The organism is Staphylococcus equorum, from assembly GCF_001747895.1.
GTDB classification, from domain to species: domain Bacteria; phylum Bacillota; class Bacilli; order Staphylococcales; family Staphylococcaceae; genus Staphylococcus; species Staphylococcus equorum_A.
In genome coordinates this window covers 72412-89099 of the sequence record NZ_LNNB01000026.1, presented here as the reverse complement: position 1 = coordinate 89099, position 16688 = coordinate 72412, and the positions used below count along the sequence as shown (strand labels likewise).

The following is a 16688-nucleotide window of genomic DNA, read 5'->3' as shown; positions in this document are numbered from 1 at the left end:
AACCAACACCGGATCCTGAGCCAACGCCGGATCCTGAACCAACGCCAGACCCTGAGCCAACACCAGATCCTGAACCAACACCAGACCCTGAGCCAACCCGTGATATGATTTTTTATCCAAACCTAGCTTTAAATAAAGGAGACAAAACAAACATTAATCTTGCCTCTCCTTTTACAATACAACCAAGGACTTTGATTAATTCTGAATACAACTTTAATACTGTAGAAACTGTAAATAATTCAAAAATAAGTGAATTAACTTCGGATAATGAATATTCAAATTTATCTAAAGACAAATCATCCAATAAAAAAGAAATTTCAGCGTTACCAGACACAGGTGAAAAAGAAAAAAACACAACAATTTTTGCAAGTTTATTAATTATTATAGGTTCATTATTAGTCTTTAGAAAAAAGAAAAAGAATGTTTAACTCAAAATATTAATTAATAATAGAAAATAAAGGAGAAATGCTTGTTAACCCAAGCACTTCTCCTTTTCTTATTTTGAAACTTCATTTTTGGTTAACTCATACTATATTTAATCTTTTTAATGTCCTCTGGTGTTGTTTGACAACAGCCCCCTATAATTTGAACACCTTCCACTAACCACTTCGGAAGTTGTTCAATAATTTCATCACTGTTAGCATCATTTTCCCATTTTTTGCTATCCGCATTATAATGAGAACCTCCATTAGGATACAGCGCAATGGTCTGACTCAAACTAGCTAATCCTTTGTCCAATGATCGATTGATTCCTTTAACCGAAGAACAATTAATACCAAAAATAGGAATAATAGATTGCTTATCTTTTATATAATCAATCAGCTGCTCGAATTCTGTTCCATCTGATAAATTTCCTGTATCATCGACTGTTACTGAGAGCCAAAATGTTTGCTCCCCTGTGTAACTCGGTATAATATTTTCTACGATTGCTTGAATTTCTTCAAAATTTGGAACAGTTTCAAACACAAAATCATTTATTCCTCTTGAAATTAAAGCATTTATACGTTGTTCATGAAATTTAAAATAAGCTTCTTGGCTTATTTTATAATCCCCTGTATATTCAGAGCCATCGCTTAAATATGCACCATATGGACCTAAACTACCTACAACCACTTGATTATTATTTGTTGCATCCATAACTTGCTCTACCGCTACTGTAAAAAGGCCATCAATTTCCTCATCCTGCATCCCTATATCTTTAAATGTTTGGTAACTTGCTTGATATGTACTTGTTAAAATAATGTCGGCACCCGCATGTGTAAAATCTTGATGTGCTTGCTTTATTTTAGTTGGTTGATGTCTAAGTACTTCACTAGACCATAACGAAGAATTCAAATTACAACCAGCTTGTTCTAATGTAGTTGCTAGTCCGCCATCTAACACAATTGGAGATTGTGTTTTTACTTTTTCTAACAGTCTCATCTATACTCCTCTTTTCTTATTAAATTTAATAAAGTAATAAATTAACGCAATCGCTGCAAATGGTAGCCCGAAATAAAGTGCAGGTGCTTGATTAGAATCAAAAAGCATTCCAACACAAGAAACTAAGCATAATATAAATCCAATAATTGGAATCGATTGATGTACTTTTAAGCTTTGGTCAATTTTTTTAGCATTAAAATATGCAATACAGATACTCATCCACACGATAACAACTGCTAAACCAGCAATTGAAACTAGAATTACATATAATGAATCTGCTACATACACGCTAGAAAGTAAAGCCAATAAGCCACCAATCATGCTAAATAATGTTGCATTCACTGGCATATGATGTTTATTTAGCTTTCCAAACCATTTAGGAAATACACCTTCATTCGATAAACTCCAAATCATTCTGCTCGCAGCATATAATCCTGAATTAGCTGCAGATAACAAAGCTGTTATAATCACTAAATTCATAATATCACCGGCATAAGGGATTCCCATTTTCTGAAAAATAACAACAAATGGACTTTCTAATGACTTCCCTTGATAGCTCGGTATTAAAATAGAAATAATAACCATTGTACCTATAAAAAAAACAATAAGACGCCATAACGTTGCTCTAATCGCTTTTGGTATTACTTTTTCAGGATGCTCTGTTTCACCAGCAGCAATGCCGATTAATTCAGTGCCACTAAATGCATAATTCACAGCTAGCATTGTCAAAAACACAGAACCAATACCATTAGGAAAAGTAGGATTTGTATATCTGTGTGCAATTGTGTTTAAACCTTCATAACCATCGTAGTGAATAAATCCGATAATTACCAAAAGACCTAAAATAATAAATACGATAATCGCAATAACTTTCACTAAAGAAAAATAAAATTCAACTTCTGCATAAAAACGTGTCGATATAATGTTAAATAATAAAATTAATATAATTGCAATCGTAGCAAAAATATAAACCGGAGTTTCAGGCATCCATTTCTGCATCAAAATACCCACTGCTGTAAATTCAGAACCTAATGCTACGGTCCAAGTTAACCAATAAAACCATGCTACGATATATCCAACAGATGGATGAATGTAAAGACTTGCATATGTATGAAATCCACCTGTAACAGGATGTTTAATTGCTAATTGTCCTAGACATAACATAACGAGATAAACTAAAATTGAACCAATTAAATAAGATAGTACTGTTCCAAATGGACCTGCTTGTTGCAAAGTATATCCAGAACTTAAAAATAATCCTGTTCCAATAACACCACCAAAGCTAAGTAACATAAGATGACGTTGTTTCATTGCACGTTTAAATGATGGTTGTTCCATTAATGTTCTCCTTATCTTCAAGTTCTACTCATTTTAAATATAATTATTCATTCTATTAATTTCTGAAAATTTAGTCAATGAATTTTTTCTCAATTCACTGCACTTTCATACATCGTCTTTAATTATTCTTTAGTTTTCAAAAGAATTTCACCTAATTATTCACTGAATTTTCAAACTTTTGTAAAAATTCAATCTCTAGTATTGATTTTCAGTCGTAAAGTCTATAACATTTATAGATAAGTAAGTATAAATATTATAAGTAATAGATAGAGGGGAAAATATAATGACAGAACATAACGACTTAGTGAAATCTACCCAAGAAATTACAAAAGAAGCATTACATAAATTAGGCTTTGACGATGGCATGTATGATTTAATCAAAGAACCTTTAAGAATACTGGAAGTCCGTATACCCGTCCGCATGGATGATGGCACTGTTAAAACTTTTACCGGTTACCGTGCGCAACATAATCATTCTGTTGGTCCTACCAAAGGTGGCGTACGTTTCCATCCTGATGTAAATAAAGAAGAAGTTAAGGCACTTGCAATGTGGATGACGATGAAATGTGGTATTACGAACTTACCATTTGGTGGCGGTAAAGGCGGCGTCATCTGTGACCCACGTCAAATGAGTAATCAAGAGCTTGAAAGCCTATCTCGTGGTTTTGTTAGAGCTATATCACAATTCGTAGGTCCTGCGAGTGATATCCCAGCACCAGATGTTTATACAAATCCACAAATCATGTCTTGGATGATGGATGAGTATAGTAAAATCAATCGCTCTAACGCTTTTGCATTCATCACTGGTAAACCACTCTCTTTAGGTGGTTCAGAAGGTCGTAATCGTGCCACTGCGCTTGGTGCTGTGATTACTATTGAAGAAGCGACAAAACGTAGAAACATTGATATCAAGGGGTCTCGTGTTGCGATTCAAGGTTTTGGTAATGCGGGTAGTTTCATAGCCAAAATTCTACATGACATGGGTGCAAAAATTGTAGCTATTTCTGAAAGTTATGGTGCTTTACACGATCCAGATGGTTTAGATGTTGACAAACTTGTAGAGCTTAAAGAAAAACATGGCCGTGTTACGCACTTATTTGAGGACGTTATCCCAAATAAAGAATTATTTGAAGTCGACTGTGATATTCTTATTCCAGCTGCATTATCAAATCAAATTACTGAAGACAACGCACACGACATTAAAGCCAGCATCGTTGCAGAAGCAGCGAACGGTCCTACGACAAAAGAAGCGACACGCATATTAACAGAACGCGGTGTCTTACTTATACCTGATGTGCTTGCGAGTGCTGGTGGTGTAACTGTTTCTTACTTCGAGTGGGTACAAAATAATCAAGGTTATTATTGGTCTGAAGAAGAAATAAATAGTCTACTCCGTGAAAAAATGGTAGAAGCATTCAATAAAATCTATGATTTAGCTGAAAGTAGAAAATTGGATATGCGTTTAGCTGCCTATGTTGTAGGTATCAAACGTACAGCTGAAGCTACACGTTTCCGTGGTTGGGCATAAATTTTCATAATATATCAATGTGATAAACATTGTCTTTTCAAAAGCTACACCTTCATTGGTGTGGCTTTTTATTATATTTATCTATACGGCTTTCAAAAAAATCCTTCCTCCCCCTTTTATCCACCCTCTCGTCTTCATAATCTAATAAAAATTTATAAATAATCCTCTCATTCATATATATTTTCAATTATTAAATCAGTGAATTTTCTGATTTATTTGAAATATAAAAAAATACTCTATATAATTATTTACAATAAAGGGGAGGATATAAATTATGAAAAATAACATTTATGGTAATACACCATGTTTTTTAAATAGTAAAAATTTAAATCAATCAAATACTTTAGATACAGATGTAATTGTATATGGGGTACCTTTTGAAGGCGAAAGCACTTGGGGAGATTATACAGGCGTAGAACTTGGTCCAAAGCAAATTAGACTGTCCTCTGCACGTTACAGTCAATATCTACCTGAATTAAACCACATTGATATTAGTGAACACTTATCTATGGGAGATGTCGGCGATGTGCCATTTGTCGCTCATGACAATAAAGAAAGCTATGACAACATTACAGATTTCACTAAAAAACTATGGGAAAGTGAAAAATTCTTAGTTGGCTTTGGCGGCGAACACGGTGTCACTTATCCTATTCTTAAATCATTAACAGAAACTGGTAAAAAAGTAGGTATCATTCATTTAGATGCACATTATGATAATATGCCAGATTATGAAGGTGAAGCTTATGCCCGTAATACACCTTTCATGAGACTTTATGAAACAGAGGGTGTACGTAACGAAAGTATTATTCACACAGGGATTCACGGCCCAAGAAATCATCCTTCAACAGGACGTTACGCTGAAGAAGCTGGTGCAGTAACGATAACAATCAATGATATTCGTGAATCAAATAATATAAAACAGTTTGCCCGTGACATTTACGCTCAAGCAAGTGCCGATGTAGATGTCGTGTATTTAACAATATGTAGTGACGTTTTAGATTTTGCTTATAATCCAGGCGGACCTGTTGATGGCAATGGTTTAACGTCCTATGAATTATTAACGATGATCCACGAATTTGGTGCGCTCGGCCTATGTGGTATGGATTATGTAGAAGTTTATCCTATGAAAGATGCCAATCAGAATTCTGCCCATTTCGTTTCTACAGCAGTATTATATGTACTTGCTGGCCACGTCGCTTATTTAAATAAATTAAAATAATCTGAGGAGTGGTTAAATGTTTAAAAACGCGGGTAAGATTTTACGATCACTTGGCCCAGGGATGATTATCACTGCTTCATTTATAGGCCCTGGTACAGTAACAACCATGACTCAAGGTGGCGCAGGGTTCGGCTATAGTTTACTATGGGCTGTTGCCTTTTCAATCATCGCCACAATCGTGTTACAAGAAATGATTATCCGTTTATCTCTCGTTACACGTGAAGGGTTAGGAGAAGCGATTCAAGATTTATTCTCTAATAAAATCGGTAAGCTGATCATCGTGTGGTTCACACTCATTGCTGTAACCATTGGGTGTGCTGCCTATATTAGTGGTGACTTGATTGGAACCTCACTTGGTGCATCTTACTTACTTAATTTACCTGAAAATTGGGTTGCTCCAGTTATCGGCGTTATTATATTGCTCATTGGATTATTTGGTAACTATAAATTTTTAGAAAAAGTTATGCTTGTACTTATGGTTATCATGGGCGCAATATTTATCACTACCATGATTGCTATCAAACCAGATGTTATGGGTATTTTAAAAGGTGCTTTCATTCCAACGATACCAGATGGCTCTATTCTTACTGTTATTGCTCTAATCGGTACAACCGTTGTGCCATATAACTTTTTCATTCACTCAACAGCCGTGCACGAACGTTTTAATGGTGTTAAGGAATTGAAATTTGCACGTTGGGATACGATTATTTCAATTACTGTCGGCGGTGTGATTTCAGCTGCAATCTTAATTTCAGCTGCCACTTTAATTAAAGGTGAAGAAGTTACAAGTGTCATTCAACTCGCAGGACCATTAGAACCTGTACTTGGTGATGCTGCACCTATAGCAATTAGTATTGGTTTATTCGCTGCAGGTCTGTCATCAGCCATTGCTTCTCCAACGGGCGCCGCTGCAACAATTAGTAGTCTACTCGGTTGGAAAGGCGGCATGCAAAGTAAGAAGTATAAACTTGTCTTTGTTGTGATTATCATTATTGGAATTATCACTTCAGCACTTGGCTTTGAACCGCTTCAATTCTTACTTATTGCGCAAGCATTAAATGGTATGATTTTACCTCTTGTTGCAATCCTTATCTTTATTATTATTAATAAGAAAAATTTAATGGGCCGCTTTACAAATACACTTTGGCTCAATATTATCGGAGGTCTCGTTGTCTTAACCGTTTCCTTCTTAGGCATCTACAGTTTAATCGATGCCATAACAAGTTTCATTTCAGGCTAACTTTATAACAATAACCCAGAAGCAACGTATCATCACTGATATATTGTTTCTGGGTTATTTTAATTAAACATTTAATCTTCTTACATCAATTGTGCAACATCACGCATAATGCTCGCTTTTTTATAGCCATGTAGGTCATGCAATGATTGATATGCGTTAAATAACTTTTTATAGATTTCCACTTTATCTGCTTGAGGTTCAACAGTGTATAATACGGGTTCTTTCATTGCTTTGACCGCCTCACTAAAGTCCGTATGCGCTCCGCCACATATTGCACCTAAAATAGCCGCGCCAATTGCTGGTGCATATTCACTATCAATGACCGTCACACGTTTGTTCAGTACATTAGCATAGATATCCATGAGTAATGTATTCTTTTTAGGTATGCCACCACAAGCAAATACATGATCTACTTCCATATGCCACCCTTCATACTGTTGCATAATCATTTTAGTACCAAATGCAGTGGCCTCCATGTATGCACGGTAAATTTCTTCGTGTTTCGTATGTAATCCCATGCCAAATAAGCAACCTTTCAAATTACTATCACTGAGTACACTTCTATTGCCGTTATGCCAATCTAGCGCAATGAGTCCACTTTCACCAGGATAAAGTTTAGCGGCCTTCTCATTTAATAATTCAAAGATTGAAATGTCGCGTATCTTCGCTTCTTTGACATCATCATATGGCGACTGTTTCGCCACGTACTCAAATAAGTCTCCTACAGCAGTTTGGCCTGCCTCGTATGCATAAAGATCTGGAATAATAGCACCTTTAACTGAACCAGAAATACCAGGCACCTTATGTTGTTCTTTATTAAGCATTAAATGACATGTACTTGTACCCATGACCATAGTCATTTCTTTATCTCTTTCTGAACCTATCCCTAATAAACTTGCATGTGCATCAATGATAAACGGACTCACTTGCGTTTCTGGTGAAAGTCCTAGTTTTTCTGCCATCGCCTGACAAACTTTACCTACAGTTTCACCAATATTAACGACTGGTGCTTCCACTTTCGCTCTTACAATTTTAGATAAATCATTATCTACTTTATCAAACAAATCATAATGGAATCCTGTGTCCGCTTCCCAAAATGATTTAAACCCTAAGCCACAATTTGATCTGACGTTTTGATCAGTGAGTCGATTGACAATCCAATCCCCCGCCTCCATGATATACGCACTCTCCGCTATCACTTCAGGTGCCTTATTGTTTACTTCCATAATCTTAGGTATCATCCATTCACTACTCACATTAAAGCCATAGTAGCCTAACCAACGATTCTTCTCTTCAAGCGCAGTTTTAAATAATACATCTGCCTCGTCTTGCGCACCATGATGCTTCCATAATTTGACGTAAGCGTGTGGATTATCTTTAAACCCTTGCTTATTATGAATGGGTTCCATATGTTCATCCACAAAAATCACTGTAGACGATGTAAAATCGATACCGATTCCGACAATTTCATTTGCAGCAATTTGTGCTTTTGCTAAAATAGCTGGAATGCCTTCTTCAATGACTTCCCAATAATCATTCGCATTTTGTAATGCGTAACTTTGAGGTAGTTTTTGACCACCAAGTGTTCCTTCTATCGTGCCATGCGTATACGTTTTAATAAATTGTTCTACAATTTCACCATTCTCTGTATTTATAAGAAAGGCTCTACCTGAACCTGTTCCAAAATCTATCCCTATACTGTAAGCCATACTTTAACCCTCCAGATCTTTCTATACGACAGAAAGCGCTTTCTTAAATCATAATTAAGATTCTATAAAAATACAAGGGAGCGGGACAGAAATCAAAATTTGATTTCGTCTTCCCGCCCCCTTTAATACTCACTATTATGATCACACTCAAACATTTTAAAATGTTTCAACTTCATTAAACTGAGATAAATAAAGTTGTTTATAATGTCCATCTTGTTGCATCAATACTTCATGACTACCTTCTTCTAAGATTTCGCCATCTTTGATAAAGATAATACGGTCTACGTCTTTAATCGTTGATAAACGATGCGCAATAATGAACGATGTTCTATTTTCTGACAGTTTTTTAAATGCCAATTGAATTTTATTTTCTGTTTCTATATCTAACGCACTTGTAGCTTCATCTAAAATAATAATAGATGGGTCTTTTAAAAACATTCTAGCGATGGAAATACGCTGTTTCTGTCCACCAGATAATTTCGTACCTCTTTCACCTACGAGTGTATCTAAACCAAAGGGTAAGTCTTTGATAAATGTTTCTAATTGCGCATTTCTAACTGCATCCCATATTGCAGTTTCGTCAGCTTCTAAATGACCATATACAATGTTATCTCTTAAAGTACCAGAGAATAGGAATACATCTTGCTGTACGACACCAATTTCTGCACGTAGTGAGGCTAACTGAATCGATTTGATGCTTTGGCCATTAATTAAGATATCACCATCATCTACTTCATAAAATCTTGGCAATAGAGAACTGATTGTCGTTTTACCACTACCACTCGGTCCAACTAATGCAATCTTCTCACCATGCTGAATATCTAAATTCAGTTTTTTAAGAATCGGTGTTTCGCCATATCCAAATGTTACATCTTTATATTGAATCGTCTTAGGATCACTCGGCATTTCAACCGCATCTGGTGTATCCTGTATTTCTGGATTAATGCTTAATATTTCGCTAAAGTTTTTAAATCCTGCAATCGCTTTAGGAAATAGCTCTATAATCATATTTATTTGTTGTAATGGTTTAAAAAGTACATTCGTAATCATGATAAATGCAACGATACCACCATAAGATAAATCACCATGCAACACAAAATAACTTCCGACTACTAACACAATAATTAATGTCAGATTTTGGGCAATATGACTAATTGTAATATTCCAAGACATATAATTATATGCTTTTAATTTTGTAGCTCTAAAATTATCGTTTATATTTCTAAATTTCGTTTGCTCATGTTTTTCATTGGTAAAAGCCTGTACAAGTCTTATGCCACCCACATTATCTGCGATTAATTCATTAAAACGTGACACATTGGTAAATAAATTCTTAAATGCACGAGACATTTTTTGGCTGAAAAATATAGCCAAGATAAAAACAATAGGCACCACACAAAACGTAATGAGTGCTAATTTCACATCAATCGTTAACATGATGACAAATGCACCAATAAGCGTCATGATAGATAAAAATACATCTTCTGGGCCATGATGTGCAGCTTCACCAATATCCATCAAATCATTCGTCAGTCGACCAATGAGTTTTCCTGATTTTTGGTTATCAAAATACTTAAAATTCAATTTCTGAATATGACTATATAAATCATTACGCATATCACGCTCTATATTCGTACCTAACTTATGTCCCCAATATGTGACGATAAATTTAAGTACCGCTACAATTCCAAAGACAAATAACAATGCAATTCCAAAAATCACTATGAGATTCCACTGATTTGAAGGTAACAAACGATCAATATATATACTTGTAATAAGTGGGAAAATTAATTCCAACAAACCTACAACAATTGCCGAACCAAAATCTAAGAAAAACAAACCTTTATATGGTTTGTAATAGCTAAAAAATGCTTTCACAACACCCCACCTATTCTATAATTCAATATTTTAATTATTCTTTACATATGCTTTATATTATGGATTAATTGATATAGATTATCAATGTCATTCAACTCATATTTGTGACATTTGTAAAAATAAATTTATAATACTCAAATATTTTTTATTTCTTCCCTTTTATCTTTATCTTATAGAACAACAAAAATAAACTCCTTAATCAAAATTGATTTAAGGAGTTTATTTTAAAATTTATAGCTTTTTTATACGCCAGAGTAAGATGAGAAGCCGCCATCTACAGGAACAACGATACCTGTAACGAAGCCACTTAATTCTTTATCCATTAACCAATAAAGTGTGCCTAGAATATCTTCCGGTACACCAAAACGATTCATTGGTGTTTGTGATAGAATTTTTGAAGCACGTTCTGAATAAGAACCATCTTCATTTCTAAGTAAGGCTTTATTTTGAGCTGTTTCAAAGAATCCAGGTGCAATTGCATTCACTCGGATATGACCGGCAAAGTAAGTGCTCAACCATTGTGTAAAGTTACTTACAGATGCTTTTGCGCCACTGTATGCTGGGATCTTAGTCAGTGGTGTAAAGGCGTTCATTGATGAAATATTAATAATTGTACCTGCCTCAGATGAGACGACATCTTTACCAAATACTTGGGATGGTAAAAATGTACCTGTGTAATTTAATTTAAATACTTTATCAATACCATCTTCTGTTAAATCAAAGAACGTTTTATCACCATTTTCATCATACATTTCATCATTTGTTGTGGCATTCGGGTTATTTCCACCTGCGCCATTAATCAGAATTGTAACTGCACCAAATGTATCGTTAAATCTTAGTTTCGCTTGCGTTAAAGCATCTTTATCTAACACGTTCGCCACTAATGCGACTGTTTGTTTTCTTTCTTTATCAATTTCATCTTGTAATTCAACAATTTTATCTTCAGAACGTCCTAAAATACCTACGTTGGCACCTTTTTCTACAAGTCCTTTGACGAACGTTGATCCAATCACACCTGTTGCGCCAGTGATTACTACATTGACTCCTTCAAATTGTCTTGTCATCATTTGCTCACTCCTTCAATTAAACCGTTAATATAAGTTGCGCCTAATGCTCTGTCGAACAATCCGTAACCTGCTTTACCTGTTTCTCCCCAAATCATACGTCCGTGATCTGGTCTGATTGTGCCTTTAAAGTTAACATCTTGCAGTGCTTCTACTACTGCTTTCATATCTACTGAACCGTTTTTAGATAAATGACCTGTTTCCAAGAATGAATGTGAATCTAATCGTTTCACGTTACGCATATGCACAAAATGGATATGCTCGCCAAATGTTCTAATCATGCTTGGTAAATCATTTTCTGCTAATGAACCTAATGATCCTGTACAGAAGCAAATACCATTGTTTTTACTATCATTTATAGATAGTAAACGTTCATAGCTATCTTTGTTTTTAATGATACGTGGAATACCGAATATAGGCCATGGTGGATCATCCGGGTGTATCGCCAGATCAATATCATGTTCGATTGCAGTTGGTAATACGCCATCTAAAAAGTACTTTAAGTTCGACCACAATTGCTCGTCCGATGTTTCACGATAAGATGTAATCAAATGATTCATCTCTTCTCTTGAATAACTTTCGTCCCAACCTGGTAAATTTAAATCTGTTGTTAATGGATCGATATCTTTTAATTGATCATGTTTATAAATCAACGTATTAGAACCATCAGATAATTCATAGTCTAACTGTGAACGTGTCCAATCAAAGACCGGCATAAAGTTATACGTCACTGTCTTAACACCATTTTCAGCTAAATTCACTAATGATGTCTTATAATTTTCAATCAGTTCATCACGTTTATCTGTACCTAATTTAATTTCTTCACTTACAGGTAAACTTTCAACGACTTCAAATTTCAATCCTGCCGCTTCGATTGTTTGTTTTAATTTTGCGATTCTTTCTTTTGACCAGACCTCACCTACTGGTACATCATAAATTGCAGAAACGATATGCTTCATATCTGGAATTTGTTTGATGTTCTCTAATGTTACTGGATCATCTTCACCGTACCAACGAAATGATAATTCCATCGTTATACCTCCTTAACGCCTTCTATTTTGAATAAATTCACTGCATTGTTATAGCAAATATCTTTTAACATTTGTTCAATTGTTGCATCTGATAAGGCAATCTCACCTTTTTCAATCTTGTCTCCTAAGAAATTACATAAAATTCTTCTGAAATACTCATGGCGTGTATAAGAAATCATGCTACGTGAATCTGTAAGCATACCTACAAATTTAGCTAATAAGCCGACGTTAGCATAATCTACTAAGTGCTGTTCCATGCCTTCTTTCGTGTCATTAAACCACCATGCAGCACCTAATTGCACTTTATGTTCGCTGTTAGTAAAGTTACCTGCTGTAGCTTGAACCATAAGGTGATCATTACCATTATTAGGATAAATAATCGTATCTGATAAAGCATTGTTTTGTTCAAGGTGATCTAGCATCGCGTTCAATGTTTTAGCGCTCAGTTGTTCACCTACACTATCGAATCCACTGTCTGTGCCTGCGACTTCTAACATTTTCGAATTATTATTTCTAGTTGGTCCTAAATGGAATTGTACGACCCAATTTAATTCGTTATATACTTTACTAATTTCAGTTAAAATATAACCCGCTAATTCGTATTGTTGCGTTTCAGAAACTGCTTCACCCTTCATCATAGATTCATAGATTGCCGTAGCTTCTTCTGTTGTCGCATACATCAATGGTGCTTTTTCAAAACTTTGGTCTGAACTTCTAGCGCCTTGTCTATTAAAATAATGAACGCGTGTTTTAAGTGCTTCGATATAACTGTTTAAATCTTTAATTTCACCGTCAATCGTTTGATCAAGCTGCTTAATCTTGTCTTTAACCGTTGTTTCACTTAAGAATACGTAACTATCTGGTCTGAACGTAGAAATCACTTTAAACGTTACTTTTTTATCTTGATTTAATAATTTATGGTATTCCAAATCGTCACATGGATCATCCGTTGTACAAACTACAGATACATTACTTTGTTTAATTAAATTTTGTGGCGTATGTGATGATTTTGCCAATTTACGGTTTAATGATTTATATAACTTTTTAACATTCACTTTATCTAAATCTGTATCTTCATCAAAATAGCGTTTTAATTCAAGTGAACACCAGTGATACATTGGGTTAACGATTGAATAAGGTAGCATGTTCATAAATGCTTCGAATTTATCGAAGTCATCTGCATCGCCTGTAATTAATCCTTCTTCTATACCGTATGCTCTCATTAAGCGCCATTTGTAATGATCTCCGGCTAACCACAATTGTGTAATATTTTCATAGTTTTTATTTTCATAAATTTCTTTTGGGTCTAAGTGACAGTGAAAATCATAAATTGGTAGATCTTTAACCTTTTGATATAACTTTACTGCTGTTTTATTATTTAATAAAAAATTGTCATTAATTAATGCCATGTTATTGCCCCTTTTCTATAATCCTAATAATTTAGGAAGGAATAATGAAATTTGCGGAATGAACGTTACGATTAACAATAAAATAATGAGTGCGATAAAGTAAGGCACTAAATATTTGAATACAGATTCAACACGAACACCGCCGACACTTGCACCAACAAATAGCGCACTACCAACTGGTGGCGTGATATTACCAATACATAAATTAAATGCAATTAAGATACCAAAGTGAATTGGATCTAAACCTAAAACTTCTGAAATAGGTAAGAAAATCGGTGTAAAAATCAATACTGCTGGTGTTATATCCATAAATGTTCCGATAACTAATAAAATTACGTTAATCATCAGTAGTAAAATAATTGGATTATCTGTCATTGAAAGAATGCCATTTGAAATAGCTTCAGGTAATCCTGTATAACTCATTACGAGTGAAAATAGTGCAGAAGCTGTAATTAGGAACAGAATCATACCACTAATTTCTGCCGTTTCTTTGATGACATTAGGTATCTGTTTGAGCGTCAGACTTTTATATATCAGCGATAACACTGTAGCGTATAACACTGCTACTGCTGCACCTTCTGTTGCTGTAAATACACCTGATACGATACCACCGATAACTACAATGATTAAAAACAGACTTGGCAAAGCATCTAATGTTAAAAATAATTTATCTTTCCAACTAATGCGTTCCGATACTTTATAACCTTGTTTCTTCGCCATAATGTAAGCAACGATCATACACATAATGCCCCATAATATACCTGGGATATAACCTGCTATAAATAATGCTGCAATTGATGTGCCGCCACTCACAAGTGAATACACAATCAATAGTGAACTTGGTGGAATCAATAATCCAGATGGCGCAGATGCTATATTTGCCGCTGCAGAGTATTCTTTTTTATAACCTTGTTTTTCTTCCATTGGTCCCATGATACGTCCCATAGCGGCCGCCGCAGCAACACTAGAACCTGAAATAGAACCGAATAACATATTACCAACTATATTGGTATGTGCCAGTGAGCCAGGTAATCTACCTACTAGGACTTTGGCAAAGTTCACTAATCTAAAAGCGATACCGCCGTTATTCATAATGATACCTGCCAAGACGAATAACGGAATGGCAAGCATTGTAAAATCATCAATACCCGTAACCATACGTTGTGCTGCCGTTATAATCGTTACATCGAATGGTAATATCATTAATAACGTTATGATAGAACTCAAAATAATCGCTAATGCGATAGGCAAGCCGAATATCAAGAAAGCGAAGAATGTGATGAACAACACTAAACCTGCTGCAAGTGTCATACACGCTCACCCCCATCTTCTTGATTGGCTTCTTTAACTGCTTCAAGTTCTCCTTTATCTAACAAGTTGTATATTGCGTAGAAAATGATAAAGACGCCCGAAACAGGTAGTGCGCCGTACATCGCTGCCATAGATAATCCTGTAGATGGCGCAATTTGTGACCAAGTTAAATTCACAACTTCATAGCCACCCCAAATCATGAGTACGAGCGCTACGATAATGATTATAATATCTGAAGCCTTTTCCATAATAAGTTGTATTTTTTCAGGAAATCTTTCTCGAATAAATAAAATGGCTATATGTTGTTTTACACCAAATACATAACTTGCACTGAGCAAGCCAAACCATATCAATAAAAATCTAACGATTTCTTCACTCATTGTACTTGGACTGTTAAAGATAAAGCGTGTAGCAACTTGATAAACCGATAATATAACCATTACAAAAAGTGCAATACCAGCTAACGTGAGAAGGAGTTTATCAATGATCTTTTTTGCTTTTTTCATAAAGTTGCTCCTCCTTCTCGATTAATTTATAATCATCTTTTGTATCTGGATTCTTTTTAAATTCATCTTGTAGAGGCTGAGATGCTTTTTTGAAAGAAGATTTATCTACGTTATGGAATTTCACACCCATATCCTCTTTAGCTGTCTTTTTAGCTTCTTTCACTTCTTTATCCCAAATCACTTCATGTTTCTCAGTAGAATAAGCCGCTGCATCTTTCAACCATTTCTGTTGTTGTTTCGTTAAGTCATCATACGTATCTTTATTCATAATCAAGATATCTGGAACAATTGCGTGTTCCGTATAATGATAATTTTTAGCAACTTCACCGTGGTTGTTTGTTGTAAGTGAGGTTTCATTATTTTCAGCTGCATCAATCACACCCGATTGTATCGCTGTATATACTTCACCGTAATCCATTGGTGTCGGTGTGCCGCCTAATGACTTAATTAAATCGACACTCGTTTTACTTGGTTGAACTCTTATTTTCAAACCTTCCAAGTCACTATTATCTTCAATTTTTTTATCCTTCGTGTATATATTACGCACGCCAGCGTCATAATATGTAATCCCTAGGAACCCCTTATCTCCAGTGGATTTAAAAAACGCATCTTGTACTTCTTGTTGTTTCATAACATGACGATAATTCTCTTCTGATTCAAATAGATAAGGCATGTTAAACAATGAATAGGTTGGAGAAAAGCTTTCCAATGCTGCAGATGACACTTTAGTCATTTGTATTGCATTCGTCTGCGTCATTTCAATTGCTTCACGTTCACTACCTAATTGACCATTCGGATAAATATTAACTTTAAGTTGACCATGAGATGTTTCCTCTAATCTTTCCTTAAAAATCTCGAGTGATTTATGAACTGGATGGCTGGTCGGTTGATTATGTGCTAACATAATTTCTTTTGTCTTCTCTTCCGCATTAACATAAGTATGAGGAAGTGATAAAGCTAACATTCCCGTTATAAAGAATGCGCTTACAAATAGTGCTAAAAATTTTTTCATATATGTCTTATGCCCCTTTGT

The 16688-nt window shown here is 35.0% G+C and carries 14 protein-coding genes; 4 read left to right on the top strand and 10 right to left on the bottom strand.

The genetic code is table 11. The features are described from left to right. Positions 1–428: LPXTG cell wall anchor domain-containing protein (locus tag AST02_RS10770; protein ID WP_141714598.1), on the top strand; the 428-nt coding region annotated here is incomplete at its 5' end. Between the two features lie 91 nt (positions 429–519). Here AST02_RS10770 and mmuM read toward each other — a convergent pair. Further along, positions 520–1422: a homocysteine S-methyltransferase gene (gene mmuM, locus AST02_RS10765; protein WP_069817763.1), complete on the bottom strand. Its 903-nt coding sequence runs from the start codon at positions 1420–1422 to the stop codon at positions 520–522. Beyond that, positions 1423–2760: an amino acid permease gene (locus tag AST02_RS10760; protein WP_069817762.1), complete on the bottom strand. Its 1338-nt coding sequence runs from the start codon at positions 2758–2760 to the stop codon at positions 1423–1425. A 283-nt stretch (positions 2761–3043) separates the two neighbouring features. On the opposite strand from AST02_RS10760, the gene AST02_RS10755 reads away from it, so the two are divergent. The 3 genes from AST02_RS10755 to AST02_RS10745 all read left to right on the top strand — a co-directional run bounded on the left by AST02_RS10755 (position 3044) and on the right by AST02_RS10745 (position 6747). After that, a complete protein-coding gene (locus tag AST02_RS10755) occupies positions 3044–4288 on the top strand; it encodes a Glu/Leu/Phe/Val family dehydrogenase (RefSeq protein WP_069817761.1) in 1245 nt (414 codons plus the stop codon). Positions 4289–4562: 274 nt separating this feature from the next. Further along, entirely contained in the window at positions 4563–5507 is a 945-nt protein-coding gene (locus tag AST02_RS10750; protein WP_069817760.1) for an agmatinase family protein, read from the top strand. Between the two features lie 16 nt (positions 5508–5523). Then, positions 5524–6747 carry an Nramp family divalent metal transporter gene (locus AST02_RS10745; protein WP_069817759.1) on the top strand — a complete coding sequence of 408 codons (1224 nt, stop codon included), beginning with the start codon at positions 5524–5526 and terminating at the stop codon, positions 6745–6747. A gap of 80 nt (positions 6748–6827) precedes the next feature. Here AST02_RS10745 and AST02_RS10740 read toward each other — a convergent pair whose 3' ends face one another. The 8 genes from AST02_RS10740 to AST02_RS10705 form a co-directional block, all read right to left on the bottom strand. Continuing rightward, complete coding sequence (locus AST02_RS10740) at positions 6828–8456, bottom strand: ribulokinase (protein ID WP_069817758.1); 1629 nt, start codon at positions 8454–8456, stop codon at positions 6828–6830. A gap of 156 nt (positions 8457–8612) precedes the next feature. Next, positions 8613–10334 (bottom strand): ABC transporter ATP-binding protein, encoded by a 1722-nt coding sequence (locus tag AST02_RS10735; RefSeq protein ID WP_069817757.1) that lies wholly within the window; start codon positions 10332–10334, stop codon positions 8613–8615. 242 nt (positions 10335–10576) lie between these two features. Beyond that, on the bottom strand, positions 10577–11398 hold the full coding sequence (locus tag AST02_RS10730; protein WP_069817766.1) for an SDR family oxidoreductase: 822 nt from the start codon (positions 11396–11398) through the stop codon (positions 10577–10579). Beyond that, positions 11398–12429 carry a mannonate dehydratase gene (locus AST02_RS10725; RefSeq protein WP_069817756.1) on the bottom strand — a complete coding sequence of 344 codons (1032 nt, stop codon included), beginning with the start codon at positions 12427–12429 and terminating at the stop codon, positions 11398–11400. Before AST02_RS10725 ends, AST02_RS10730 begins: the two co-directional genes overlap by 1 nt. Positions 12430–12431: 2 nt before the next feature. Continuing rightward, positions 12432–13838 (bottom strand): glucuronate isomerase, encoded by a 1407-nt coding sequence (gene uxaC / locus AST02_RS10720; RefSeq protein WP_069817755.1) that lies wholly within the window; start codon positions 13836–13838, stop codon positions 12432–12434. Between the two features lie 15 nt (positions 13839–13853). After that, the gene (locus AST02_RS10715; protein WP_069817754.1) at positions 13854–15149 is read right to left on the bottom strand and encodes a TRAP transporter large permease; all 1296 of its coding nucleotides are present in this window, start codon (positions 15147–15149) and stop codon (positions 13854–13856) included. Next, positions 15146–15655, bottom strand: coding sequence for a TRAP transporter small permease (locus AST02_RS10710; RefSeq protein WP_069817753.1), 510 nt, complete (start codon positions 15653–15655; stop codon positions 15146–15148). Before AST02_RS10710 ends, AST02_RS10715 begins: the two co-directional genes overlap by 4 nt. Beyond that, positions 15630–16667 (bottom strand): TRAP transporter substrate-binding protein, encoded by a 1038-nt coding sequence (locus AST02_RS10705; RefSeq protein WP_069817752.1) that lies wholly within the window; start codon positions 16665–16667, stop codon positions 15630–15632. Before AST02_RS10705 ends, AST02_RS10710 begins: the two co-directional genes overlap by 26 nt. Positions 16668–16688 lie beyond the last annotated feature (21 nt).

Coding starts and splice junctions, on each gene's coding strand:
- AST02_RS10730 (WP_069817766.1), bottom strand. CDS start 11,398: ATGACAAGACAATTTGAAGGAGTCAATGTAGTAATCACTGGCGCAACA.
- AST02_RS10750 (WP_069817760.1), top strand. CDS start 4,563: ATGAAAAATAACATTTATGGTAATACACCATGTTTTTTAAATAGTAAA.
- mmuM (WP_069817763.1), bottom strand. CDS start 1,422: ATGAGACTGTTAGAAAAAGTAAAAACACAATCTCCAATTGTGTTAGAT.
- AST02_RS10715 (WP_069817754.1), bottom strand. CDS start 15,149: ATGACACTTGCAGCAGGTTTAGTGTTGTTCATCACATTCTTCGCTTTC.
- AST02_RS10710 (WP_069817753.1), bottom strand. CDS start 15,655: ATGAAAAAAGCAAAAAAGATCATTGATAAACTCCTTCTCACGTTAGCT.
- AST02_RS10740 (WP_069817758.1), bottom strand. CDS start 8,456: ATGGCTTACAGTATAGGGATAGATTTTGGAACAGGTTCAGGTAGAGCC.
- AST02_RS10755 (WP_069817761.1), top strand. CDS start 3,044: ATGACAGAACATAACGACTTAGTGAAATCTACCCAAGAAATTACAAAA.
- AST02_RS10760 (WP_069817762.1), bottom strand. CDS start 2,760: ATGGAACAACCATCATTTAAACGTGCAATGAAACAACGTCATCTTATG.
- AST02_RS10745 (WP_069817759.1), top strand. CDS start 5,524: ATGTTTAAAAACGCGGGTAAGATTTTACGATCACTTGGCCCAGGGATG.
- AST02_RS10705 (WP_069817752.1), bottom strand. CDS start 16,667: ATGAAAAAATTTTTAGCACTATTTGTAAGCGCATTCTTTATAACGGGA.
- AST02_RS10725 (WP_069817756.1), bottom strand. CDS start 12,429: ATGGAATTATCATTTCGTTGGTACGGTGAAGATGATCCAGTAACATTA.
- uxaC (WP_069817755.1), bottom strand. CDS start 13,838: ATGGCATTAATTAATGACAATTTTTTATTAAATAATAAAACAGCAGTA.